At 66.1% G+C, this 22,417-nt stretch carries 22 protein-coding genes; 15 read left to right on the top strand and 7 right to left on the bottom strand.

Features of this window, described 5'->3' with window-relative positions; genetic code table 11:
* Positions 1 to 19: 19 nt before the first annotated feature.
* The 15 genes from CCR97_RS09660 (at position 20) to CCR97_RS09730 (ending at position 14,386) form a co-directional block, all read left to right on the top strand.
* Positions 20 to 496, top strand: a complete 477-nt coding sequence (locus tag CCR97_RS09660) for a DUF4142 domain-containing protein (protein ID WP_170145651.1) — start codon at positions 20 to 22, stop codon at positions 494 to 496.
* A 397-nt stretch (positions 497 to 893) separates the two neighbouring features.
* Entirely contained in the window at positions 894 to 1,829 is a 936-nt protein-coding gene (trbB, locus tag CCR97_RS09665) for a P-type conjugative transfer ATPase TrbB (protein WP_111355198.1), read from the top strand.
* Positions 1,826 to 2,161: a TrbC/VirB2 family type IV secretion system protein gene (locus tag CCR97_RS09670; RefSeq protein ID WP_111355197.1), complete on the top strand. Its 336-nt coding sequence runs from the start codon at positions 1,826 to 1,828 to the stop codon at positions 2,159 to 2,161. The genes trbB and CCR97_RS09670 overlap by 4 nt, the downstream gene beginning before the upstream one ends.
* Entirely contained in the window at positions 2,158 to 2,430 is a 273-nt protein-coding gene (locus CCR97_RS09675; RefSeq protein WP_111355196.1) for a VirB3 family type IV secretion system protein, read from the top strand. The genes CCR97_RS09670 and CCR97_RS09675 overlap by 4 nt, the downstream gene beginning before the upstream one ends.
* A 7-nt stretch (positions 2,431 to 2,437) precedes the next feature.
* Entirely contained in the window at positions 2,438 to 4,900 is a 2,463-nt protein-coding gene (gene trbE, locus CCR97_RS09680) for a conjugal transfer protein TrbE (protein ID WP_111355195.1), read from the top strand.
* Positions 4,897 to 5,655, top strand: a complete 759-nt coding sequence (trbJ, locus tag CCR97_RS09685) for a P-type conjugative transfer protein TrbJ (RefSeq protein WP_111355194.1) — start codon at positions 4,897 to 4,899, stop codon at positions 5,653 to 5,655. Before trbE ends, trbJ begins: the two co-directional genes overlap by 4 nt.
* Before the next feature lie 11 nt (positions 5,656 to 5,666).
* The gene (gene trbK-alt, locus CCR97_RS09690) at positions 5,667 to 6,053 is read left to right on the top strand and encodes a putative entry exclusion protein TrbK-alt (protein ID WP_111355193.1); all 387 of its coding nucleotides are present in this window, start codon (positions 5,667 to 5,669) and stop codon (positions 6,051 to 6,053) included.
* 1 nt (position 6,054) lies between these two features.
* Positions 6,055 to 7,299, top strand: coding sequence for a P-type conjugative transfer protein TrbL (trbL, locus tag CCR97_RS09695; protein ID WP_201159457.1), 1,245 nt, complete (start codon positions 6,055 to 6,057; stop codon positions 7,297 to 7,299).
* Positions 7,296 to 7,982, top strand: a complete 687-nt coding sequence (gene trbF, locus CCR97_RS09700) for a conjugal transfer protein TrbF (RefSeq protein WP_111355738.1) — start codon at positions 7,296 to 7,298, stop codon at positions 7,980 to 7,982. Before trbL ends, trbF begins: the two co-directional genes overlap by 4 nt.
* The gene (gene trbG / locus CCR97_RS09705; protein WP_111355737.1) at positions 7,982 to 8,971 is read left to right on the top strand and encodes a P-type conjugative transfer protein TrbG; all 990 of its coding nucleotides are present in this window, start codon (positions 7,982 to 7,984) and stop codon (positions 8,969 to 8,971) included. Before trbF ends, trbG begins: the two co-directional genes overlap by 1 nt.
* Complete coding sequence (locus CCR97_RS09710; protein ID WP_245428733.1) at positions 8,968 to 10,188, top strand: TrbI/VirB10 family protein; 1,221 nt, start codon at positions 8,968 to 8,970, stop codon at positions 10,186 to 10,188. The genes trbG and CCR97_RS09710 overlap by 4 nt, the downstream gene beginning before the upstream one ends.
* A gap of 32 nt (positions 10,189 to 10,220) precedes the next feature.
* Positions 10,221 to 10,436, top strand: coding sequence for a DUF2274 domain-containing protein (locus tag CCR97_RS09715; protein WP_111355736.1), 216 nt, complete (start codon positions 10,221 to 10,223; stop codon positions 10,434 to 10,436).
* A 172-nt stretch (positions 10,437 to 10,608) separates the two neighbouring features.
* Positions 10,609 to 10,935 (top strand): helix-turn-helix domain-containing protein, encoded by a 327-nt coding sequence (locus CCR97_RS09720; RefSeq protein ID WP_111355735.1) that lies wholly within the window; start codon positions 10,609 to 10,611, stop codon positions 10,933 to 10,935.
* Positions 10,936 to 11,586: 651 nt separating this feature from the next.
* Positions 11,587 to 12,900, top strand: coding sequence for a DUF4365 domain-containing protein (locus tag CCR97_RS09725; RefSeq protein WP_170145699.1), 1,314 nt, complete (start codon positions 11,587 to 11,589; stop codon positions 12,898 to 12,900).
* Positions 12,887 to 14,386 (top strand): argonaute/piwi family protein, encoded by a 1,500-nt coding sequence (locus CCR97_RS09730; protein ID WP_244670349.1) that lies wholly within the window; start codon positions 12,887 to 12,889, stop codon positions 14,384 to 14,386. The genes CCR97_RS09725 and CCR97_RS09730 overlap by 14 nt, the downstream gene beginning before the upstream one ends.
* A 277-nt stretch (positions 14,387 to 14,663) precedes the next feature.
* Here CCR97_RS09730 and CCR97_RS09735 read toward each other — a convergent pair whose 3' ends face one another.
* The 7 genes from CCR97_RS09735 to CCR97_RS09765 all read right to left on the bottom strand — a co-directional run bounded on the left by CCR97_RS09735 (position 14,664) and on the right by CCR97_RS09765 (position 22,226).
* Positions 14,664 to 17,651 carry an ATP-binding protein gene (locus CCR97_RS09735; protein ID WP_111355732.1) on the bottom strand — a complete coding sequence of 996 codons (2,988 nt, stop codon included), beginning with the start codon at positions 17,649 to 17,651 and terminating at the stop codon, positions 14,664 to 14,666.
* Complete coding sequence (locus tag CCR97_RS09740) at positions 17,585 to 17,911, bottom strand: DEAD/DEAH box helicase family protein (protein WP_146618656.1); 327 nt, start codon at positions 17,909 to 17,911, stop codon at positions 17,585 to 17,587. The genes CCR97_RS09735 and CCR97_RS09740 overlap by 67 nt, the downstream gene beginning before the upstream one ends.
* Positions 17,908 to 18,675, bottom strand: a complete 768-nt coding sequence (locus tag CCR97_RS09745) for a hypothetical protein (RefSeq protein WP_146618655.1) — start codon at positions 18,673 to 18,675, stop codon at positions 17,908 to 17,910. The genes CCR97_RS09740 and CCR97_RS09745 overlap by 4 nt, the downstream gene beginning before the upstream one ends.
* A 1-nt stretch (position 18,676) precedes the next feature.
* Positions 18,677 to 19,843: an endonuclease domain-containing protein gene (locus CCR97_RS32275; RefSeq protein WP_146618654.1), complete on the bottom strand. Its 1,167-nt coding sequence runs from the start codon at positions 19,841 to 19,843 to the stop codon at positions 18,677 to 18,679.
* Between the two features lie 141 nt (positions 19,844 to 19,984).
* Entirely contained in the window at positions 19,985 to 20,473 is a 489-nt protein-coding gene (locus CCR97_RS31350) for a hypothetical protein (RefSeq protein WP_111355729.1), read from the bottom strand.
* Positions 20,470 to 21,783: a recombinase family protein gene (locus CCR97_RS09760; protein WP_111355728.1), complete on the bottom strand. Its 1,314-nt coding sequence runs from the start codon at positions 21,781 to 21,783 to the stop codon at positions 20,470 to 20,472. The genes CCR97_RS31350 and CCR97_RS09760 overlap by 4 nt, the downstream gene beginning before the upstream one ends.
* Positions 21,780 to 22,226, bottom strand: coding sequence for a DUF2924 domain-containing protein (locus CCR97_RS09765; RefSeq protein ID WP_111355727.1), 447 nt, complete (start codon positions 22,224 to 22,226; stop codon positions 21,780 to 21,782). Before CCR97_RS09765 ends, CCR97_RS09760 begins: the two co-directional genes overlap by 4 nt.
* Positions 22,227 to 22,417: the final 191 nt, after the last annotated feature.

Genomic DNA, 22,417 nt, shown 5'->3' on the forward strand with positions numbered 1-22,417 from the left:
TGTGGCCTTCGGAGTGTTGGTGCCGCGCTTCGCTGCGGCGCAGGCGCCCGCGCCCGCCGATCCGAATGCGGGTGCCGCGGCCGTGTTGCGGCTCGCCCTGAGCTCGGCCCGCATGCAGGCCCGGGTTTGCGAGATCGTCCTGGCCAAGGACGTGCGTCCGGAGCTCCGCGGCCTCGCGGAGACGATCGTAGCGTTCCGCCGCGAGCAGGTGCCACGACTGGAGACGGTCGCCCGCGAGCACGGCGTCGCGGTCGTGCCGGTGCTCGAGTTCGAGCACCAAGTGGCGCTCGACAATCTCGCCCCGCTCGACTTCCTTGCGCTCGGCCGGCGCTTTGTCGAGCTGCAGCAGCAGGCGCTGGAGCAGGAGATCACCATTTGGCGCCGGGGGCAGGGCGCGGCGGAGCCGTGGCTCGCGGCGCTCGCCGGCGAGATTCTGCCGCGCATCGAGGCATTGCTCGCTGACGCCCGCAAGGGCGCGGTCGTCGTCGTGCCGTGAGTCACCCAGCGGAGCGATCGCGGCTAAGAAGCTATAGACGCCCTGCTGATACATCAGCCTCCTCCTATGGCCGCACCTAACGGGGTCGCCTCGGGGTAGTGCCAGACCCGAGCAGATCGACGCGATTGAGAATGCCGATTTGGCGGCCTAGATTGGTCGATTTTAGCAATCATGATGTGTAGTCGGAAAAGAAATTCGGAACTATCAGCCTGTCGGCTCGCCGATCACCTGTCATTCCACTCCACGGCACTACGACCGAGACTCGATTGTTGCACCTCGCGATGAGTGGCCTTTCTTAATCGACCCCGGTGCTCGCCGTTGTCGGTGAGCCTGACCGGGGGGCGGCAAGGTGGGGCGGCAGGAGAGCAGAACCGAAGCTTCAGCGCGCCAGGCGCGGATGCTCCGTACCGCGCTCGGATCGTCGATCGCCACGTGGCTCGCCGACCCGAACGTCGTCGAGGTCATGCTCAATCCCGACGGCCAGCTGTGGGTCGATCGGCTCGCGGAGGGGCTGACGGACACCGGCGAGCATCTGTCTGCTGCCGATGGGGAGCGGATCGTCCGTCTGGTCGCGCATCACGTCGGCGCGGAGGTCCATCTGACCTCGCCGCGGATCTCGGCCGAACTGCCCGAGACCGGCGAGCGGTTCGAGGGCCTGATCCCGCCACTGGTTGCGGCGCCCGCATTCGCGATCCGCAAGCCGGCCGTCGCGGTCTTCACGCTCGACGATTATGCCGCGGCCGGGATCATGACGGCCGAGCAGGCGGCAACGCTCCGTGACGCCGTCGCGCGGCGCCGCAACGTGCTGGTCGCCGGCGGCACGTCGACCGGCAAGACGACGCTCGTCAACGCGCTCTTGGCCGAGGTCGCGAGCACGACCGACAGGGTCGTGCTGATCGAGGACACGCGCGAGCTTCAGTGCAGGGCCAAAAACCTGGTCGCGCTGCGGACCAAGGACGGCGTCGCGTCGCTCGCCGATCTCGTGCGCTCGTCGCTGCGGCTGCGCCCCGACCGCATCCCGATCGGCGAGGTGCGCGGCGCCGAGGCGCTCGACCTCCTGAAGGCCTGGGGGACCGGTCACCCGGGCGGGATCGGCACCATCCATGCGGGAACGGCGCTCGGGGCGCTGCGCCGTCTCGAGCAGCTGGTGCAGGAGGCGGTCGTGACCGTCCCGCGCGCCCTCATCGCCGAGACCATCGACGTGATCGCCGTCCTGACCGGCCGCGGCAGCGAACGCCGTCTCATCGAGCTCGCCGCCGTGTCCGGTATCGACCCGGCCGGCGACTACGTCCTCGCACCCGCCACCACGCTCACGACAGGAGAGCCCGCATGACCATCTCGACCGCGACGAATCCCATCCGCAGCTTCGTTCTCACGACGACCTCGGCCGCCGTGCTCGCGCTGATGGCGGCTCCAGCCCATGCGGCCGGCTCGAACATGCCCTGGGAGCAGCCGCTCCAGCAGGTTTTGCAGTCGATCGAAGGGCCGGTGGCCAAGATCATGGCCGTGATCATCATCATCATGACCGGCCTGACGCTCGCCTTCGGCGACACGTCGGGCGGCGTTCGCCGACTGGTGCAGATCGTGTTCGGCCTGTCGATCGCCTTCGCGGCGAGCTCGTTCTTCCTGTCCTTCTTCTCGTTCGGCGGCGGGGCGCTGCTGTGACGAGCGGCACCGACCTGGTCCCCGGCTTCGAGGCACCGGTGCATCGCGCCCTGACCGAGCCGATCCTGCTCGCCGGGGCGCCGCGTGCCATCGCCATCCTCAACGGAACCCTCGCCGCCGCGATCGGCCTTGGCCTGCGCCTGTGGGTCGTCGGCCTGGTGCTCGGGCTCGTCGGGCACGGCGCGGCGGCCTGGGCGGCGCGGCGCGATCCGCTGTTCGTCGACGTCGTGCGTCGGCACCTGCGCTACCCCACCCACCTCGGTGTCTGAGCTGTCGATGTTCAATCTCGCCGAATACCGCAACAAGCCGCAGCGTCTCGCCGACTTCCTGCCGTGGGCGGCCCTGGTCGCACCCGGCGTCGTCCTGAACAAGGACGGCTCGCTCCAGCGCACGGCGCGGTTCCGGGGCCCGGACCTCGAGTCGGCGACACCGGCCGAACCGGTCGGCGTTGCCGGACGGCTCAACGATGCCCTGCGCCGGCTCGGCTCCGGCTGGGCCGTGTTCGTCGAGGCGAGCCGTATTCCGGCGCAGGACTATCCGGCCAGCAGCTTTCCGGACCCGGTGTCGACGCTGGTCGACGCCGAGCGTCGGGCTCAGTTCGAGGAGGAGGGCAGGCACTTCGAGAGCGCCTACCACCTCACGCTTCTGTTCCTGCCACCGGCCGAGGAGGCCGCGCGCGCCGAGGCCTGGCTGTACGAGGGCCGCGCTCCTGACGGAAGCGCTGCTGCGAACGAGGTGCTCGCGACCTTCATCGACCGCACCGATCGGGTCCTCGCCCTGATCGACGGATTCGTGCCGGAGGTCGCCTGGCTGTCGGACGGCGAGACGCTGACCTGGCTGCACGCCTGCGTCTCGACGCGGCGGCATCGGGTGCGCGTGCCCGAGGTGCCGATCTATCTCGACGCGATCCTGGTGGACGAGCCGTTCACGGGCGGCCTCGCGCCGCGGCTCGGCAATGCGCATCTGCGTGTCCTCACGGTGGCGGGGTTCCCGTCGGCGACGTGGCCCGGGATCCTCGACGAGCTGAACCGGCTCGCCTTCCCGTACCGGTGGTCGACCCGGGCGATCTGCCTCGACAAGACCGATGCCGCCAAGGTGCTCGGCCGCATCCGCCGCCACTGGTTCGCCAAGCGCAAGTCGGTCGCCGCGATCCTGAAGGAGGCGATGACCAACGAGGCGTCGACGCTCCTCGACAACGATGCCCACAACAAGGCGCTCGATGCCGACGCCGCCCTCCAGGAGCTCGGCGCCGATCTCGCCGGCGAAGCCTACGTGACCGCGACCGTCACGGTCTGGGACGATGACGCGAGCAGCGCCGACGAGAAGCTCCGGCTCGCCGCCAAGGTGATCGAAGGCCGCGGCTTCACCTGCATGCTGGAGGGCCTGAACGCCGTCGAGGCCTGGCTCGGCAGCCTGCCCGGGCACGTCTACGCCAATGTGCGCCAGCCACCGATCTCGACCCTCAACCTCGCTCATATGATCCCGCTGTCGGCGGTCTGGGCCGGACCCGAGCGGAACAAGCACCTCGACGGACCGCCGCTCCTGTTCGCCCGGACCGAGGGCGCGACGCCGTTCCGGCTGTCGCTTCATGTCGGCGATGTCGGCCACACACTGGTGATCGGCCCGACCGGCGCCGGCAAGAGCGTGCTGCTCGCGCTCATGGCGCTGCAGTTCCGCCGCTACCCGGGCGCCCAGGTGTTCGCCTTCGACTTCGGCGGCTCGATCCGTGCGGCCGCGCTCGCCATGGGCGGCGACTGGCACGATCTCGGCGGCGGGCTCTCCGAGGATGCGACCGAGCCGGTCGCGCTGGCGCCCCTGTCCACGATCGACGATCCGGCCGAACGCGCCTGGGCGGCCGAATGGCTCGCCGCGATCCTCGACCGGGAGGGCGTGACGGTCACGCCCGACGCCAAGGAGCACGTCTGGTCGGCCCTGACGTCGCTCGCCTCGGCGCCCGTGAACGAGCGGACCCTCACCGGGCTCACACTGCTGCTGCAGTCCGCCACCCTGAAGCAGGCGCTGAAGCCGTATTGCCTCGGCGGAGCTTGGGGGCGGCTCCTCGACGCGGAGGGCGAGCGGATCGGCGCGTCCGCCGTCCAGGCCTACGAGACCGAGGGGCTGATCGAGACCGACGCCGCCCCGGGCGTCCTCACCTACCTGTTCCACCGCCTCGAGAGCCGACTCGACGGCCGGCCGACCCTTCTGATCATCGACGAGGGCTGGCTCGTCCTCGAGGACCCGACCTTCGGGTCCCAGGTCCGGGAATGGCTCAAGACGCTGCGAAAGAAGAACGCCAGCGTGGTGTTCGCGACCCAGTCGCTCGCCGATATCGAGACCAGCACGATCGCGCCGGCCATCGTCGAGAGCTGCCCGACGCGGCTATTCCTGCCCAACGATCGCGCCGTCGAGCCGCAGATCGCCGCCATCTACCGGCGCTTCGGCCTCAACGAGCGCCAGATCGAGATCCTCGCCCGCGCGACACCGAAGCGCGACTACTACTGCCAGTCGCGCAGGGGCGACCGCCTGTTCGAGCTCGGCCTCGGCGAGGTCGCGCTCGCCTTCTGCGCGGCGTCCTCCAAGTCCGACCAGTCCGCTATCGCCGAGACCCTCCGCGAGCACGGCCGCGCCGGCTTCGCTGCCGCCTGGCTGCGGCGCAAGGGGCTCGCCTGGGCCGCCGACCTCCTGGCCGAGCAGGCCTCCCAGGACATCGCGACATCATCCACAGAGGTCAGCCCATGAGCCGGCAGTACTCCCGCCGTTCCGTCCTCGGACGCACCGCCGTCGTCGGCGCCGGGCTCGTGCTCGCCGCCGTGCCCACGGTCGGCCTCGCCCAGATGCTCGTCTACGATCCCTCGAACTACGCCCAGAACGTGCTGCAGGCCGCCCGGGCGCTCGAGCAGATCAACAATCAAGTCACCGGCCTGCAGAACCAGGCCCGGATGCTGCTCAACCAGGCCCGGAACTTGGCGAGCCTGCCGTACTCGTCGCAGCAGACGATCCAGCAGTCGTTCCAGAGGACGCGGCAGCTCCTCGATCAGGTCCAGCGCATCTCGTTCGACCTCGACCAGATCGACCGCACCTTCACGCGGATCTACCCGCAGACCTATTCCGGCACGACCTCGTCGCAGCAGCTCGCCTCCGACGCCAAGGAGCGCTGGCAGACCTCCCATGCCGCGTTCCAGGATTCGCTGCTGGTCCAGGCCGGTGTCGTGCAGTCGCTCGACACGACCCGCGGCGAGACCGACACGCTCGTCGCCGCGAGCCAGGCCGCCGTCGGCGCCCTGCAGGTGGCCCAGGCCGGCAACCAGCTCATCGCCCTGTTGATCCGCCAGCTCGCCGACCTGACCGCGGTCCTCGCGGCGCAGGCCCGGGCCGACAGCCTCTCCGGCGCCCGCAGCAGTGCCAGCCAGGAGCAGGCACGCGCCCAGCTCGACCGCTTCCTCACCACGGGCCAAGCCTACCAGGCCCAGCCCGTCCGCATGTTCAACCCGTAGGGGAGGGTGGGATGGTCGCCAAGACGCTCGTGCGCCTCGTCCTGGTCGCGCTCGCCGGCGCCTCTGTCGTGGCGGCCGTCGCCGTCACGAGCCGCATGGCCGAGGATCCGGCCCGCGCGCCCGAGGTGCCGGCCGGCCCGGCCGGCGATCCGCTGGCGCGCGAGCTCGCCCGCTGCAAGCGATTGCGTCTGGCCGAAGCCGACGATGCGGCCTGTCGGGCGGTCTGGACCAAGAACCAGGACCGCTTCTTCGGGGCCGGCCGGAGCACGGAGGCACCGACCGGGTCCCTTCGTCCGGAGACGAGCGTCCAGTCTCCCGGGTCCCCGGACGACGAGCCAGCGCCATCGCCGTCCAACGCCGGGCCGTCGCGGCCCACGAGCCAGAGGGCAGCCGACTGACATGAACACCGGCATCATCGACCGCTTCACCGAGGTGTTCTCGCGCTACATCGATTCCGGCTTCGGCCTGCTCGGCGGCGAGGTCGCGTTCCTCGCCTCCACGTTGATCGTCATCGACATCACTCTGGCGGGCCTGTTCTGGGCGTCCGGCAATGGCGAGGACGTCATCACCCGCCTGGTCCAGAAGACCCTCTATGTCGGGTTCTTCGCCTTCCTCATCGGCAACTTCAACCGCCTCGCCGGGCTGGTGTTCGAGTCCTTCGCCGGGCTCGGCCTGAAGGCCTCCGGCTCGAGCCTTGCTGCCGACCAGTTCCTGCAGCCGGGCCGCATCGCCCAGGTCGGCATCGACGCCGGCAAGCCGATCCTCGCCGCTGCGGGCCAGCTCGTCGGCTACGTGTCGTTCTTCGAGAACTTCATCCAGATCGCAGTGCTGCTGATCGCCTGGTTCGTCGTGCTCGTCGCCTTCTTCATCCTGGCGATCCAGCTGTTCGTGACCCTGATCGAGTTCAAGCTGACGACGCTCGCCGGCTTCGTGCTGGTCCCGTTCGGCCTCTTCGCCAAGACCGCGTTCCTGGCCGAGCGCGTGCTCGGCAACGTCGTCTCCTCCGGCATCAAGGTGCTGGTGCTGGCCGTCGTGGTCGGGATCGGCACGACCCTGTTCAGCGAGTTCACCCGCGGCTTCGGCGGCGGCCAGCCGACCTTCGAGGACGCGATGGTGCTCGCCCTCGGCGCGTTGGCGCTGCTCGGCCTCGGCATCTTCGGGCCTGGGATCGCCAACGGCCTCGTCAGCGGCGGCCCGCAGCTCGGCGCCGGAGCCGCGGTCGGCACCGCATTCGCGGCGGGTGGCATCGGTGCCGTCGGCGCGATCGGTGCGCGCGCCGGTGTCGGCGCGCTCGCCGGTGCCGCGCGCGGCGGAGCCGCTGTCTCGGGAGGGGCCGTCTCGGCCTACCGGACGAGCGCCGCAGCCTCCGGCGCGACCGGCCTGAAGGCCGCGGCCGCCGGGGCAAGGGGCGTCGCCCGCGCCGGAGCCGCGGCCGTCGCCGATCGCTTCGGTGCGATGGTCCGGCCTTCTGACAGCGTTTCGTCCGGACAGGCCAACACGTCCGCCGGTCCCCCTGCATGGGCGCAGACCCTGCGCCGCCACCAGACCGCCGCCCATGGCGCGTCGGTCGCCGCGCATGCCGTCCGCTCCGGCGATCACGGCAGCGGTGGCAGCTCGATTCCCTTGTCGGAGGATCGCCGATGATCGCCTTCCGCCGTCCCTCGGTGCGTTACGGCCGCACCCCCGAGCCCGAGACCCCGTATCAGAAGGCCGGACAGGTCTGGGACGAGCGGATCGGCTCCGCCCGGGTCCAGGCTCGCAACTGGCGGCTCATGGCGTTCGGCACTCTCGCGCTGGCCGGGGGCCTTGCGATCGGCCTCGTCTGGCAGCACGCCCGCGGCGCCGTCACCCCCTGGGTGGTCGAGGTCGACCGGCAGGGCCGGGCCCAGGCCGTCGCTCCGGCGCTCGGCGACTACCGTCCGACCGATCCCCAGATCGCCTGGCACCTCGCCCACTTCATCGAGAATGTGCGCGCGATTCCTGCCGATCCGGTCATCGTCCGCCAGAGCTGGCTCGCGGCCTACGACTTCGTCACCGACAAGGGGGCGCTCGCCCTCAACGACCATGCCCGGGTCCACGATCCCTTCGCCAGGATCGGCAAGGTCCAGGTGACGGTCGAGATCGCGAGCGTGGTGCGCGCTTCGCCCGACAGCTTCCGGGTCGCCTGGATCGAGCGGCGCTACGAGAACGGCAGCCTCGCCGCGACCGAGCGATGGGTCGCCATCCTCACCATCGTGCTCGACCTGCCGCGCGATGCCGAGCGGCTGCGCAAGAACCCGCTCGGCATCTACGTCCATTCCCTCGCCTGGTCCAAGGAGCTCGGCTGATGCGGCCTCGTTCGCTCGTCCTCTGCGTCGTCTCCGCATGCCTGCTCGCGGGCTGCGCGACGTTCAAGCCGCCCGGGATCACGTATGACGATCCGCCGGAGCCTGCCTCGCTGGTCGCCGAGCCGCCGCGACCCGTTGAGGTGGTGGAGCTGCCGAAGCCGCTGCCGCTCCCGGGCCAGCTCAAGCCGCTTCCGGGCGGCAAGTCGCCGCCCGAGCCGCGCGATCCCCGCCAGCGGGTCGATCGCGCCAACACGGTGGCGCGCGTCGAGCCGAGCCGGGCCGGCTACATCAACGCCGTCCAGGTCTACCCCTTCTCGGAGGGCGCCCTCTACCAAGTCTATGCCGCGCCCGGACAGGTGACCGACATCGCCCTACAGGAGGGCGAGCAGCTCGTCGGCTCCGGCCCGATCGCGGCCGGCGACACGGTGCGCTGGATCATCGGTGATGCCGAGAGCGGCACCAGCGCGGCGAAGCGGATCCACATCCTGGTCAAGCCGACCCGGCCCGATCTCGTCACCAACCTCGTCATCAACACCGACCGCCGGACCTACCACCTCGAGCTGCGCTCGACCGAGAAGACCTACATGGCCTCGGTCTCGTGGGACTATCCGCACGATCGCCTGATCGCGCTGCATCAGCGCAACGCCGCGGCCGAGACGGCCGCTCCGGTCGCGACCGGGCTCGAGGTCGATGCCTTGCGGTTCCGCTACGTGATCGACGGCGACGCGCCGCCCTGGCGGCCGCTCCGCGCTTTCGACGACGGCAAGAAGGTCTACGTCGCGTTCCCGCGCGGCATCGGCCAAGGCGAGATGCCGCCGCTGTTCATCATCGGCCCGGAGGGCAAGACCTCGGAGCTCGTGAACTACCGGGTCCGCGGCAATCACATGATCGTCGATCGCCTGTTCGCGGCGGCCGAGCTGCGCCTCGGCGACGCCGGCTCCGAGCGCCGCGTCCGCATCGTGCGCACCGACGGGAGAGCCGGGTGGTGAGCGAGCGCGCCGACCATTCCTCTGGCACGAACGACCTCGCGGCGGAGCTCCGCCTTCGGCCCGAGCATCCGCCCGTCATGCGGCTCTCCCGCAAGGTGCTGGTCGGGCTTCTCGCCGGCGCGTCGATCGTCGTGTCCGGAGCGCTGATCTGGGGGCTTTCGCGCGACAAGCCCAAGCCGACCGGCGGCAGCGAGCTCTACAGTATCGAGCACAAGCCGCTGCCCGACGCGATCGCCGCCTTGCCTCGCGACTACGCGGCCGTCCCCAAGCCGGCTGCGTCGGCTGTCCCTGCCGGCGTGCCCCAGCTCGGGCCGCCGCTGCCGGGCGATCTCGGTCGGCCGATGCTCAGCGCCGGCGTCACCCCGCCCGACCCGTCGCACGCGGCGGAACCGGCCCAGCAGCGCTCCGCCCAGGAGCAGGAGGCGGCGCGCACCAGCCGGCTGTTCGCTCCGGCGAGCACGACGGTGCGGGCCACTGCGCCGACTGTACCGGCAGTCCAACCGGCGGACAACTCGCTCACACCGGCCGCGCGCTCGGATCCGCAGCCGCTCGACACGGAATGGGGCCAGAATCTCCAGGATCGCAAGCTCGCCTTCCTCAACGCCGCCGTCGACCGCAAGACCGTCAGCCCCGATCGCCTCGCGGCGCCGCCGTCGCGTCACGTCGTCCAGGCCGGCGCCGTGATCCCGGCCGCGCTGATTACCGGCATCCGCTCCGATCTGCCCGGCCAGGTCACGGCCCAGGTGACCGAGCATGTCTACGACAGCCCGACCGGCCGATACCTGCTCGTGCCCCAAGGATCGAAGCTGATCGGCGTCTACGACAGTCAGGTCGCCTTCGGGCAGGACCGCATCCTCCTGGTCTGGACCCGGCTCATCCTCCCGAACGGCCGCTCGATCGTGCTCGAGCGGCAGCCCGCCGCCGACCCGCAAGGCTTTGCCGGCCTCGAGGACGAGGTCGACCATCATTGGGGTCGGCTGTTCATGGCGGCCGCGCTCTCGACGCTGCTCGGCGTCGGCTCCGAGCTCGGCGCGAGCGACACCGAGAGCGAGCTGTTCCGCGCACTCCGGCGCGGCGGCAGCACCAGCCTGAACCAGACCGGCCAGCAGGTCGTTCGCCGCAATCTGAACATCCAGCCGACCCTGACGATCCGGCCGGGCTTCCCTGTCCGCGTCATCGTCAACCGCGACCTCGTCCTCGCGCCGTATCGAGGATGACATCGACCAAGTCCACCATGAAGAGGACCAGCATGGACAAGCTGAAGCTCTCGGAGCTGCTCGACGACAAGCCCGTCAAGCTCACTCTCGATCTGCCCGCCCAGGTCCACCGCGATCTCGTCGCCTACGCCGAGCTGCTCGGCCGCAACACCGGGCAGGCGGTCGAGCCTGCGCGTCTGATTCCGCCGATGATCGCCCGTTTCATGGCGACCGATCGGGCGTTCATCAAGATGCGAAAGGTGAAGTAGTCGGGTTGCTGTCGGTGCTGCGTCGTTTTGCGTGCTGAGCTTCGGCGAGGGGTGAGTTGGTCACCGCGCTTCGTTCAGGAGGCAAGACCCGCATCGTGCCTCGCCGCGCTGTTGACAGAAACGGCGTCCTATCGGGCTCGTTATGACCAGAAAGCAGGTCGCAGATCCTGTCATGCCTGACCGCGATTGGTCCCACCGCCAACGTCGTCCGGCTGCTGACAGCAGGCCTGAGGGTCATCTCGGCGACGATGATTTCCCACGCGTCGATCCGCGCGCGTTCGGCCTGTTGAAGGCAACCTACAGCGTCGCCGAGACCCTCGAGCTGCTCAGCATCGGCCGCACCTCGCTCTACGCGGCGATCAAGCGTGGAGACCTCACGCCGATCAAGTTCGGCAGGAAGACCCTGATCTGCGCCGTGGACCTCGCGATGTTCCTGGCGAGGTTGAAGGACGAAGCGGTTGCCTCCCACACTGCTGGGTTTCGACGACGACGAGTTTGACCCGAACCGTCGAGGGGTTCTCTGCAAAGTCGACTATCCCTATCGGCGTGCTATCGATGACTGCCTCATCGATCTCATCTTGTCTGTGCAGTCCGTTTCGGCAGCGACGCTGGACGACACGGAATCCAAAGTCTCAACCGACGATTCGCGGGGCCGTTTGTGGGTATCGCTACAGGCGTTCTGTTATCCGATTGCAATGTCAACGGAAAACGGAACTCCAAAATCCCACTCCCTCCGCCAGATACACCGCCGCAAACATTCTCCGGCCTGAAGCAGGGGGCTACAAGCTCCTGAAGTTTGGCATATTTTGCGCCTGGCTCCGGACTCACGAAGTGCCGAACCGGCCGTTCCGGTTCTCTGGGTGCTCGTTTTCTCCGAAGGCTCTGTACCTCGCCTCCGACATACGGAACTCGGAAAGCCCCGCTACGGAATAGCGATCTCTTCGAGCCTCTTTCATTTTGTTGGCAGGTTGTCTCGCTCACCGATTGCGAGGGCGCTGGCGCGCACCGGAGAGCGAGACCCGTGATGGCGACTTATGGCCGGGGACCGCCTTGGGCGCGCTGTTTCCTGTGGAGGGCGGGTTTCTGCTGTGGACTCGCGCCGCCGTTGCAAGATGGCTATAGCTTCCAGCCAGGAGCGAGTCGGTTTGCAGTGAAGAAGATCTCCGAGCAGCAGAGAATTGGACAGCAGGGCGTCCACCTTTTGGGGGTACGCCTGCTCTCGGTCGGCTTGAGCTTCCAGCCCAACGGACCGCTTGATGCCGGTATTGATGGGTTCCTCGAGTTGAGAGATCCGCAGAGCGGGGAGGTGCGGGCCCAATGGATCACCGCGCAGCTGAAAACGCAAAAAGAAGGGCGCTTAACCGAGGAGACGGACGAAACCTTCAGCTACATTTGCCGGCAACAGGATCTCGATTATTGGCTCGGCTCAAATGCACCCGTCGTCCTCTTCGTCGCCCGGTTGAGCGACGAGGGCATCTTCTGGAAAGCCATCCATACGTGGTTCTCGGACCCGGACCGACGACGAACGCGTAAGATCGTCTTTGACAAAACAACGGATGCGCTCAACGAGGCGGCTCTCCCGGGATTGGCGGCAACGGTCGCGAGCTTTTCGGCTCCCGGACGGATCGTTCCGTCGATGCGCAACGCTGAGACACTCGACCGCAATATCCTGAAGGTCGCCTTCCCGGCCAAGACGCACGTCGTGGAGACGTCCATGAGCTACTCCGAGATCCGAGAGGTGCTGGTTGAAAGATTCGGAAGCCCACCCGTCGACTGGATCCTCCGGGGCAAGCGAATTTACAGTTTCCGAGACATCTCGATGCCTCCCTTTCGCGATGTGATTGAAGAAGGAAGCGAAGACACGGTCGACACGCTCCAGTGGAGCGAATCGGATGGCGAGGTAACGCGGCGTCACTTCGTGGAATTGCTGAACCGCACGCTCAGCGAAATGGTACGCGAGCCGTTGGCCTACTGGCGAGGCGGTCGGTACCTCTTTTGGAAACTCGACAAAGGCAAACGAACCAGGAGCTACGCTTACCGATCCTTTCAGAAGCAGACATCTCGGGATGTCGTGAAGGCATACACGCGCAAAGGCGACGAGAGGCCATCCTACTTTCGGCACGATGCCTTTCATGCCAATTTTGTTCGGATTTCTGGAGACTGGTACTTGGCAATCGAGCCGACTTATCACTTCACGTCGGACGGGTACCACGAATTCCGATACGCTTCCGACAGGATGAGCGGCATCAAACGGTTGGAAACCAACCAAAGCGTTCGTGGGCATATTGGTATGTGGACGGCCTTCCTGGTCCGTCAGCCCGATCTCTTGCGTAAAGATCTGCTCGTTTTTTCGGCCCTTCCGGCACTTGCGTTGCCGTTCGGTGTCCCGGACGATCTTTGGCGTGAAAACGAGGAGGATGAGGAAAAAACGCGAATGGAAAGGGCCCAACTTGAGCTCCTTTGAACTTTCGCATGTTCCCGAACCCCTGCTCGAATTCGCCGCCAACGGTCGCCATGTCGACGTGCGCTTCGGCCTGATGGACTACGGTCCTGTCGATTTCTCGACCGAGCGGACGAAGGAAATCCGGCTGGGCGTCGTGGGCTCCTCCCAGACAGTCGGAAAGCTCGGCGAATGGCTGCGCCGCTGCGAGGGAGGTATTCCGGCCAAGAACAGCCGACAGCCGAACCTCTTCCCGGCTTTTCCGGGGAGCACGATCCTCGGTCCTTTCCGTTGTTCTTTCGAAATCGGTACCCGGCACGTGCGGACGATGTCGCCGTTGCTGATATCGCGCATTGTTTCGGAAAAGGACGACGACACGGCTATCGCTTTAGCTGTCGAGGCATTCACGAACGAAGTCAAGGATCTTGCCGAGCAGGACCAGCCGCCTCAGGTCGTGATCTGTGCACTTCCTGTGGAGGTGATCGAGCGGGTGAGCAACATGAGGATCATTCCACCCGACGACAGTCCGGCGGACGATTCCGAAGACGAGATAGAGGCCGAAGATGCGCCGGTAGTCGACAGGGAGATCGAAAACTTCCGTGGCGCGCTGAAAGCGGCTACGCTCGCGCTCCGCATCCCGATCCAGATCGTGTGGCCGACCACCTACGACAATGACGCCACGGTGAAACGAAAGCTCGCCGAACTCTCGACCCGGAAGGTACAGGACGAGGCCACCCGCGCCTGGAACTTCTTCTGCGCCCTATACTACAAGGCCGGTGGCACACCGTGGCGCATGGTCCGGGATCAGCGGGAGTACTCGGCCACGTTCATGGGCGTCAGCTTCTTCGAGGGGATCGACGGGACTTCACTCCAGACGAGTTCCGCTCAACTTTTCGACGATCGAGGTGAAGGGTTGATACTGAAGGGGGGGCCCGGTCTGAAGGACAAGACAGATCGGCAGCCATACCTTTCGGCTCTGGATGCCTTCAACCTGACCCGAACCGCGTTGCAGACCTACAAGAGGGAGCACGGAAACTATCCAGCCCGGTTGGTCGTCCACAAGACCTCGCGATTCCACCCGGAGGAACGCGAGGGCTTCCAGAAGGCCATCGAGCAGTCAGAGATCGAGATCGCAGACTTCATTTGGATGCCGCGAAGGTCGCCGGTCCGCCTCTTCCGGAATGGCGTCTATCCGCCGCTTCGCGGGACGGCAATGCGCCTCGACGACGAACAGACGATCCTCTACACACGGGGAAGCGTCGACTTCTTCAGAACTTATCCAGGGCTTTATGTTCCCAATCCGCTGTTGTTGCACGCGCAGCGCAGGGACACACCGGACTGGAGTTTCCTATTGAAGGAGACGTTGGCTCTTACAAAGATGAATTGGAACGGAACACAGTTCGACGGAGCGCTTCCGATAACGTTGAAGGCGGCTCGTCAGGTCGGCGATATTCTCAAGTACGTTCCGGACGGCACCACGCCGGACCCCCGCTATCGTTTCTATATGTAAGATTGGAAGGAGAGCTGATCAGGCCCTGTCGGTTCGCGACGGCGGGTGCCGCCATGGCACGAGGGACGGAAAGGCGCTTGCTACCATATCGTTGCTGCCGCGCGGCGCCACCTCGGCGACCACGGTCGATCTGATCCATCCAGCCCCCGTGGCACGGTGAATTTCGCCGTCGAGAGCGTGGCCTTCCTTCATGCCTTCGAACTCGGGTCGACCGGCGAGCCGGTAGCTTGGCAAGAATAGCCGCGACCGCGGCCGATGGCTGACTCTGAAAAAACAATTACCCGTGCTTGGCGCGCGCCTTCTGAACGACCTCTTCCGCCGTCGCGGGATTGGCAGGATGCCAGCTCAGGCAGAGCGGGGTGCGGACCTTGAACGGACGCAACGAGCCTTCGGTCGAGAAATAGAACTCGCCTCTCGACAGCTTGCCGATGTCGTCGGCGGTGCCGCCTTTTGCCGCCATCATCTCTTTCACGGCGTCTATCGTCGCCGACGCTCCCATACGGCCGTAGATGTGAGTCGTGCAGTTCGAGACGATCTTGTTGTCGAGGCCCTTCGGTGTCTGTGTCGCGAACAGCATCCCGAGACCGTACTTGCGCGCCTGCGCCGCGAGTGACAGCGCGCTGGCCTTGCACGCCGTGCCGGCTCCCGAGGGCGCGAAGTTCTGCGCCTCGTCGATCACGTAAAGGCATCCGGTCGGGCTCGGATGCTGCTTGATGTATGTGAACAGCGACATCTGCAAGCGGTTCACGAACGAGTCCCGCGCATCATCGCTCGCGAGCCCGGCGAGGTTGATCACCGAGACGCGCGTCTTATCGTTCGGACCTTCGAACAGGGCTTTCGGATCGAGGCTCTGGCCTTGCGACTGCAGGAGCGGGTTGGTCGCGATCGCTGCCAGCAACTGGTTCGCGATCTCCTGCGCCAATTTCGAGGCGTTGCCGATCTTGCTGACGTCCTCCGGCAGCTCGGTCAAAAGCGTAATGAGCTCGTCGAGCGTGCCGCCGCCGAATTTGGCGAATCGCCGCAATGCATCGGCGAGAACGCCCTGCTTGAGATTGGCCTTCTGACCGCCGCCCGCGAGATAAGGCGCGAGCGTGGCGCGCGCCATCTCGACAGCCTGGGTTCGCTCGTCCTCGGTCCCGGAATCCTGCTTGTCGCCGATCGCGGCGAAGTCCGGCAGCAGGTCGAGCGAGATCGGATTGCCGCTCGTGACTCCGGGCGTCCAGATCACGACGTCGGCGCAGGCGTGGTAGGCGTCGGCCTTGGCCATATCCTCGTCGCTCCAGGTCTCGGGCCTGACCGGCCAGGCATCGCCGAGGCGTGACAGGTCGTTGTTGGGGTCGAGGACGATCGACGGGATCCCGAGCAGCGCCGCCTCCTCGATGAGGCGGCGCAGCAGCACGGTCTTGCCCGATCCGGGTCCGGCGAGAACGGCGACGTGGCGCGGCAGCAGATCGGCCGCGAGAATGACCGGTTCTCCGAGCGCCCCGTGGGCATAGCGTCGACCTATGGGGATGAGGCGATCGGAACCTGCGGTCGTCTGCGGGGGCTTGGCCGGCTTCGTGGACCCCTTCGCAGTCGAAGCTCCGGCAGGTGCCGGTGGTGGACCCGGTTCAGAAGATTGCGGCGTGGCTTTCGGTTCGTCCGACGCGGTTTGAGGTGCGGGCCGAGCCTCATCCGGCTCCGGTGCACGAGACGCCAGGAACGGCGGTGGGCAGAGTCCGGCCTCCTTGAACAAAGGCGTTCCGAATAGCGGCTGCCTACGGCGGAGCCATGCGTCGAATCCGGGAAGCATCTGCACGTCCATTGCGGCCAACGCAACCAGGATTCGGAGGTCGTCCTCCCCGACCGCGACGAACTTGCCGCCGGCCTTCAGAAACTGTTGGACCAGCTCACCTGTGACCTTTCCGCCCGGCGCCTCACTGCGCCGGAGAATGAACAAGTGACGAAACTTCAGCTTGGTGTCGATACCAGACGCCGTCATCGCTGCCTTGAGGCGGGTCTGAAAGGCCCGAGGATTCGTGTGTTCGAGAATACGGAAGCAGTAGTGTTGCTCTCGGTCGCCCTCGCTGCGGAACGTGAAGGAGAGTCGTCCGTGCAAGGACGGACGAATTTGATCGGGGTCGCGCTGAACCGCCGAATCGATATCGTCGGGCAGGTCGTAGTGCTTCTCGAGCACCCGCAACGTCCGATCGAGCAGCTCCTGCAGCTTGTTCTCGCCTTCCGGACCGAGCAGGCCCGCTGTTTCCGCGGCCGCGAGCGCCCGCTGCAACACGAGATCGAGCCCATCGACCTTGTCGTCGTCTGGTGGACGATGCGATGCGCCGGGGTCGAACGTGTCACAGATCATGACTGTGCCCGCGGCAAGGCATGTCTGCTGGTGTCGGTCGCACGCCTTGAGAAGCTGGCGCGGCGAAAGCCCGACGCTGGACTCGAGAGCCGCGTCGGCGAACGGCCATGTCGGGTAAGGCGGCTCGAACCCACATGCGGTATAAGCGTCCGTCAGCCGAGCCGTCACCAGGGCACGCGCAGTCTCGGCGCTGCTCAGCGCACGAAGAGTCACGGGCGGCTTGTAGCGGTCTGTCATCGGGACGGCGGTCTTGTCCTCGAGGACCGTCCAGGTCGCCTCTAGGCACGAGATGACCGTGACGGCTCGGTGCTTGATGTCGTGAAGCTCCAACAGGCCCTGGGCGAGCGCATCCACGATCGATTGCGTCTCAGCTTTCTCGAGCCCGGCGTCGTTGTTTCCGGTTCGGGCTGCCGAGACGCTCGCGGTCACGATCGCGTCGATCTGGTCGACCGCAATGAGCGTCGGCCCGACCAGGCTCATGATCCAAGACAGTCCTTGGACCACCTTGATCGGCGAATTGTCCTCCTTGAACCCGAGCCGACGAATATCGTCCGCATCGAAGGTCATGCCCTGCAGCCATCCGTGCGCGATGCTGTGGCAATCGAGATCCTCGGAAATGAGCAGAATCAGGGCGGTGACGACGTCACGAAAACGGGTCGTTTCCTGCGGGTACCTGCTCGAGAGCGACGTCGTGAACAGGCGAACCAGTTCGAGAACGAGGTCGTGTGGCCGCCCCCTCCACCGTTCTGCGATCGCGGTCAGCTCCTGGTCGATATCGAGAAGCTTCGCGACGCGCAGGACGAGCCGGTCGTATTGTGTCGTTCCGTTCCAGACACGGACCTGAAGAGAGTTCAGGAATCCGAGCGCGACTGACGACCAGAAGTCCTTGATCCCGATGAAATCGAGAGAACGAACCATCCCTCGTTCTCCCACACCCGACGACGCAGCTCGCCGATCAGGTGCGTTTTTCCAAATCCGGCCGGACCGACGATGACCCGGCCCGGCGGCTCGTCGTCCGGATCGGTACAGCGCGTGCTCGTCAAGAAATACGAGACGATGTCGTCGACCGCTCGGTCGTTCAGGGACGCCACATGGTAAGGCGGATCTCGCCAGACGCTCTTGAGCTGGCGGACCCAATTGAAATTGGCCGAACGAAAGGCGTCGAGATCCCGGGTCATTGTTCGATCCAAAGGATATGGCGAGGCTCTCCGCCGAAATAGATCGCGGCAGCGCGATCGGACTCGGTGATCTCGGTCTTGTTGTCGAACGGATACAACGAGGCGTCCTGCTCTCGCTGCATTCGCTTCAGGGCTTCGTCGAGTGACGCCCGATCGATGCTCTCCAATCTCGCCCGAATATCGGACAGACGAGCGCGCGCATTGATCCGGCCACCCGTGGCCGCGAGATACGCCTGCCGGATGCGCGTGCGCAGTGCCTCGTAGTCGAGCGGGTGATCCGGCCCGACGGCCTGCTCGGCCGCGGAGCCGTGCGTGTTGCCCGGGGCTTCTTCGGGCCGGTCGGCGGGACTGGGCTCGAGCACGTCCTTCAGTGATAATTGTCGGCTGCTCATATGCCCCGACAAACGCGTCAACCATGCTTGCAGAATTGGTGCGGCGGCGGAAGCGCGGGCCGGGACGGCGGCGAGGTTCTGCTCTGCCCACTCGCGGCCGGCCTGGGTGACCGACAACCAGTGTCCCTTGACCATACGACCCTGGTCGTTGCGCGCTGATCGCATTTCGAGTTTTATCAGACCTCGTCCCACAAGCGCGGTGCGCGCGGCTTTGTCGTCGCCAGGAAGCATTCCCTTTTTCTCTAATGAAGATCGTGAAACGTCTCGGCCTCCCCCCTCGCCGAGGATGGCCCAGAGCAGCAGAACCTGCTTCTGCATGAGCAGCTCGGCCGGCGTGGGCTTCGCAACTGCCTTCTTCGGCTTCTTCCCCACCTCATCTCTCCTCGTTCAATCGCGACCTGCGCCAGCGCACGAGATCACGGATCTTCTCGAGCGCTCGCTCGAAATCCTGCACGACTTCGTCGTTGGCGAGCCGCAGGACGGTATAGCCGCTGAGTGTCAGTTCATAGTCGCGGTGCCGGTCGCAGCGAAATGCCCGGCGTGTCGAGTGGTCGGGATATCCGTCGAGCTCGACCACGAGCCGTCCTTCCGTCCATACGAGATCGCCTCGGAAACACGAGCCGCGCTCCGTGTGGACGGACCAGTTGAAGCGAAACAGCGACGCAAGCTCGTCGTCGGCACGAACCATGGCGGCGAGTCGCTGCTCGATCTCGCTCATCGGATGGGGACTTCCGCGCCAGGGTGCCAGCCACAGATCCGCCGGGCCTTGCGCTTCGTCGTTTTCGGGAGTGCAGATGTCTCGGCAGATTGATGCACTCACGCTGCGAGCGCCGTACAGAATACGGTCGAACGGCGAAATGTGCGGTGGCAGCTCGGATAGCAGGACGATCACGGCCGCGCGGGCGTTCTGGGCGATCCATTCCAGCGCATGAACCAGCGCGTCGGCATTCGGTCTCGCGGCGGCGGCGTTCGCATCGGCGACGAGCACGAGCCCGGCTCGGCAGATCGCGAGCGAAAGCTGAGCTATCTCGATCGCCGCCAGCATACCGTCGATGCGCGGTGGCCGGCCGGCGAGCGCGCATCGCGTGGCGGCTTCCGCCCAGACGGCGCTGGTTCCCGATACGATGGCCGCTGTTTCACGGGCGATCACGCCGGCAGCTTGCCGGCCAAGCGTGTCATTATTACAGCTCGCAAAGCTGACATCAGTGTACCACATCGGCCAAAGCCGCAAGGCGGCCTCGGCCATACGCGAGATCATGGCCTCTACATAGGCTTCGACGCTCGGGGCCGACTGCACGGACAGGAACAACGCTCGCCGATCGTCCGGGCCATGCGCTGATCCGTCGACGAGTTCGCGCAACGACGCGCTGTCGATCCCACTCAGGGTAAGGATCGCGCCGACGGGGGCCTCGAAGACGAATCGACTTGCATGCTCCGGCGCGAGAGTTTGCTCATAGCCGACGCCGGGTACGGTTGCCGCAAAGGCGGATCGGGGCTTCGACGAGGACAGGCCTGAGTTTGAGGATTCGAGCGGCGCCACTGCCACAGTGATCCGAAGTGAGAGTCGCGGAATTATAGGTACTCAATCGAGGTCAGCCTATGGATTAGTTGGCAAACAAGCAACCTGGGCAGAACGGCCGCTCGTGGAGGAGTCTTCACATAATGGGAAAATTAAATTTCACTATACAGCCTGGTCGCGGAAATTCGGCAGAAATAGCTCTGCCTGTTTAGCCCAGGTCGCCGGTAAAGGACGCATAAAGTAGGCGAGCGAAAACTCGGCAGTGCCTGACAGAATCGCTTCGACGATCTCGGGGGCGAGCAGGGTGAGTCGCAGGACGCGGCAGGCGTAGGATTCGTTGACCTTCTCGGCGCGGGCAATCGCGGTGATGGAGTGCGACTCGCCGTTCTCCAGCATGTGGCGCCAGCGATAGGCGCGCGCGAGCGCTTTTACGATGGCGGCATTGGTATAGCTGACCGGAGCCGATGACGAGTTCCAGCTGGCATGGCCCGCCGACGTCGCTGGACTGCGCGCTTGTTCGGAAGGTGCGGGCGGTCTTGAACCCGGAGCCGCGACCGGAACGATGATCAACTTGCGGCAGCGGCGCCGGCGGATCGTGAGCGGCACGCTGACTACGATCGTTTCACTGCGCCTGGTCGCCGATCGGTTCATTCGGCCGCCTCGGCTGAAGCACGAGTGTCGAGCTCGTCGAGCAGGCACGTCAGCCCGTCGGTACGGAGATGAATTTCGGCACCGGCGGCGCCGATATCAATGCGGTCGACCAGGAGGCGCACGAGGCGCGCCTGCTCGGCCGGGAACAGCTCGTCCCACAGCGTATCGAAGCGTAGGAGTGCGTCGCGGACGTCGGCCTCGGTCAAATCAACGACCGTCTGCTTCGCCTTGCGCCAGGTGCGCACGATGATCTCCGGAGCCCGCAGCAGCGTTCGGATCTGGCCGACGACGGCACGCTCGATCTCGGCAGCCGGTAAGCGAATGGGGGCATCCGGGTCGGCCCCCCGGCGCAGCACGCGGTTCGAAACGTAATAGCCGTAGAGACGGCCCCGACGCCGGGTGAAGCTCGGCGTCATCGCGGCGCCGTCCGGACCGAACAGGAGGCCTTTCAGCAAAGCCGGTGTCCGCCCGCGGTGCGCACCGGCGCGCTGTCGGGGGCTTTCCTTGAGGATGGCGTGCACCTTGTCCCACAGCGGTCGGTCGATGATGGCCTGGTGCTCGCCCGGATACGCGATGCCCTTGTGCACGGCCTCGCCCAGGTAGATCCGGTTGGTCAGGATCCGATAGAGGATGCCCTTGTCGATGAGCTTGCCGCGTTTGTTCCTGACGCCTTCGGCGATCAGCTCTCGGGCCAGGAGAGTGGCCGAGCCGATCTGAGCAAAACGTCGGAAGATCGACTGGACCGTTTTCGCCTCGGCCTCGACGATAACAAGCTTGCGGTCCTTGACGGCGTAGCCGAGGGGCGGCCAGCCGCCCATCCACATTCCCTTCTTGCGCGAGGCCGCGAACTTGTCGCGAATGCGCTCGCCGATCACCTCGCGCTCGAACTGAGCGAAGGAGAGAAGGATGTTCAGCGTCAGCCGGCCCATCGAGGTCGTGGTGTTGAACGACTGGGTGACGCTGACGAAGGTGACGTCGTTGCGCTCGAAAGCCTCGACCAGCTTGGAGAAGTCCATCAGCGAGCGTGACAGGCGATCGATCTTGTAGACAACGACGACGTCGATCTTACCCTGCTCGATGTTGGTGATCAGGCGCTGCAGCGCCGGGCGCTCGAGGGTGCCGCCGGAGAAGCCGCCGTCGTCGTACCGGTCGGGCACCAGCAGCCAGCCCTCGGACCGTTGGCTCGCGACGAAGGCCTCGCACGCCTCGCGTTGGGCATCGAGGCTGTTGAACTCCATGTCGAGCCCTTCCTCGCTCGACTTGCGGGCGTAGACCGCACAGCGCCCCTTGCGGATCACCGGCTTGGTCACGGTCTGCTCCGCTGTCGCTCGAGGCCGAAGAAGAGCCAGCCGTTCCAGCGCGTGCCCGTGATGGCGCGGGCGACCGACGAGAGCGACTTGTAGGGACGACCCTGGTACTCGAAGTCGGCGTCGCGCACCGTGACCGCGTGCTCGACACCCTGCCACTCCCGAATCAGGCGGGTGCCGGAGATCGGCCGGTTTCGATTGCTGGGTCGATGCGGTTTGGCCCGCGCACTCGCGAGCTGCTCGCCAAGGGCGCGGAGCCGCTCCTGGGTCTCGGGCTTCAGGCCGCCATAGGTGAGCTCCTGGATTCGGTACGCCAACCGGCTTTCCAGGAAGCGTCGGTTGAAGGGCGGCGGCTCGGTACCGAAGAGTTCGCGCCAGCGGGTCTTCAAGGCCGACGCCGGCATGGTCTTCAGGGCGGCGATCTGTGCGAGAACCGATGCGTTCATGGGACCGGATCCGAAGTATGCGGATCCGGATGACCGCTCCAAACAGGCGAGATGTCGAGCGAACTCTCTCCAAAGTCGGGAGACTTTCGACTGGACTCTTTGGCTCGAAGCCGGATCAGCCCGGCCGCCAACAACTCGGCGATCTCGTCGAGTCGATCGTGCCGGTCTTGGGGCGGGTCGTGCGCCATGCC

The sequence above is a fragment of the Rhodoplanes elegans genome (assembly GCF_016653355.1).
Classification (GTDB): Bacteria; Pseudomonadota; Alphaproteobacteria; order Rhizobiales; family Xanthobacteraceae; genus Rhodoplanes; species Rhodoplanes elegans.

Bases quoted from the DNA above. Each gene is read 5' to 3' on its own strand.
- CCR97_RS09715 (WP_111355736.1), top strand. From the start codon at position 10,221: ATGGACAAGCTGAAGCTCTCGGAGCTGCTCGACGACAAGCCCGTCAAG.
- CCR97_RS09670 (WP_111355197.1), top strand. From the start codon at position 1,826: ATGACCATCTCGACCGCGACGAATCCCATCCGCAGCTTCGTTCTCACG.
- trbL (WP_201159457.1), top strand. From the start codon at position 6,055: ATGAACACCGGCATCATCGACCGCTTCACCGAGGTGTTCTCGCGCTAC.
- CCR97_RS31350 (WP_111355729.1), bottom strand. From the start codon at position 20,473: ATGAACCGATCGGCGACCAGGCGCAGTGAAACGATCGTAGTCAGCGTG.
- trbF (WP_111355738.1), top strand. From the start codon at position 7,296: ATGATCGCCTTCCGCCGTCCCTCGGTGCGTTACGGCCGCACCCCCGAG.
- CCR97_RS09735 (WP_111355732.1), bottom strand. From the start codon at position 17,651: ATGGTTCGTTCTCTCGATTTCATCGGGATCAAGGACTTCTGGTCGTCA.
- trbK-alt (WP_111355193.1), top strand. From the start codon at position 5,667: ATGGTCGCCAAGACGCTCGTGCGCCTCGTCCTGGTCGCGCTCGCCGGC.
- trbG (WP_111355737.1), top strand. From the start codon at position 7,982: ATGCGGCCTCGTTCGCTCGTCCTCTGCGTCGTCTCCGCATGCCTGCTC.
- trbB (WP_111355198.1), top strand. From the start codon at position 894: ATGCTCCGTACCGCGCTCGGATCGTCGATCGCCACGTGGCTCGCCGAC.
- CCR97_RS09720 (WP_111355735.1), top strand. From the start codon at position 10,609: ATGCCTGACCGCGATTGGTCCCACCGCCAACGTCGTCCGGCTGCTGAC.
- trbJ (WP_111355194.1), top strand. From the start codon at position 4,897: ATGAGCCGGCAGTACTCCCGCCGTTCCGTCCTCGGACGCACCGCCGTC.
- CCR97_RS09765 (WP_111355727.1), bottom strand. From the start codon at position 22,226: ATGAACGCATCGGTTCTCGCACAGATCGCCGCCCTGAAGACCATGCCG.
- trbE (WP_111355195.1), top strand. From the start codon at position 2,438: ATGTTCAATCTCGCCGAATACCGCAACAAGCCGCAGCGTCTCGCCGAC.
- CCR97_RS09740 (WP_146618656.1), bottom strand. From the start codon at position 17,911: ATGACCCGGGATCTCGACGCCTTTCGTTCGGCCAATTTCAATTGGGTC.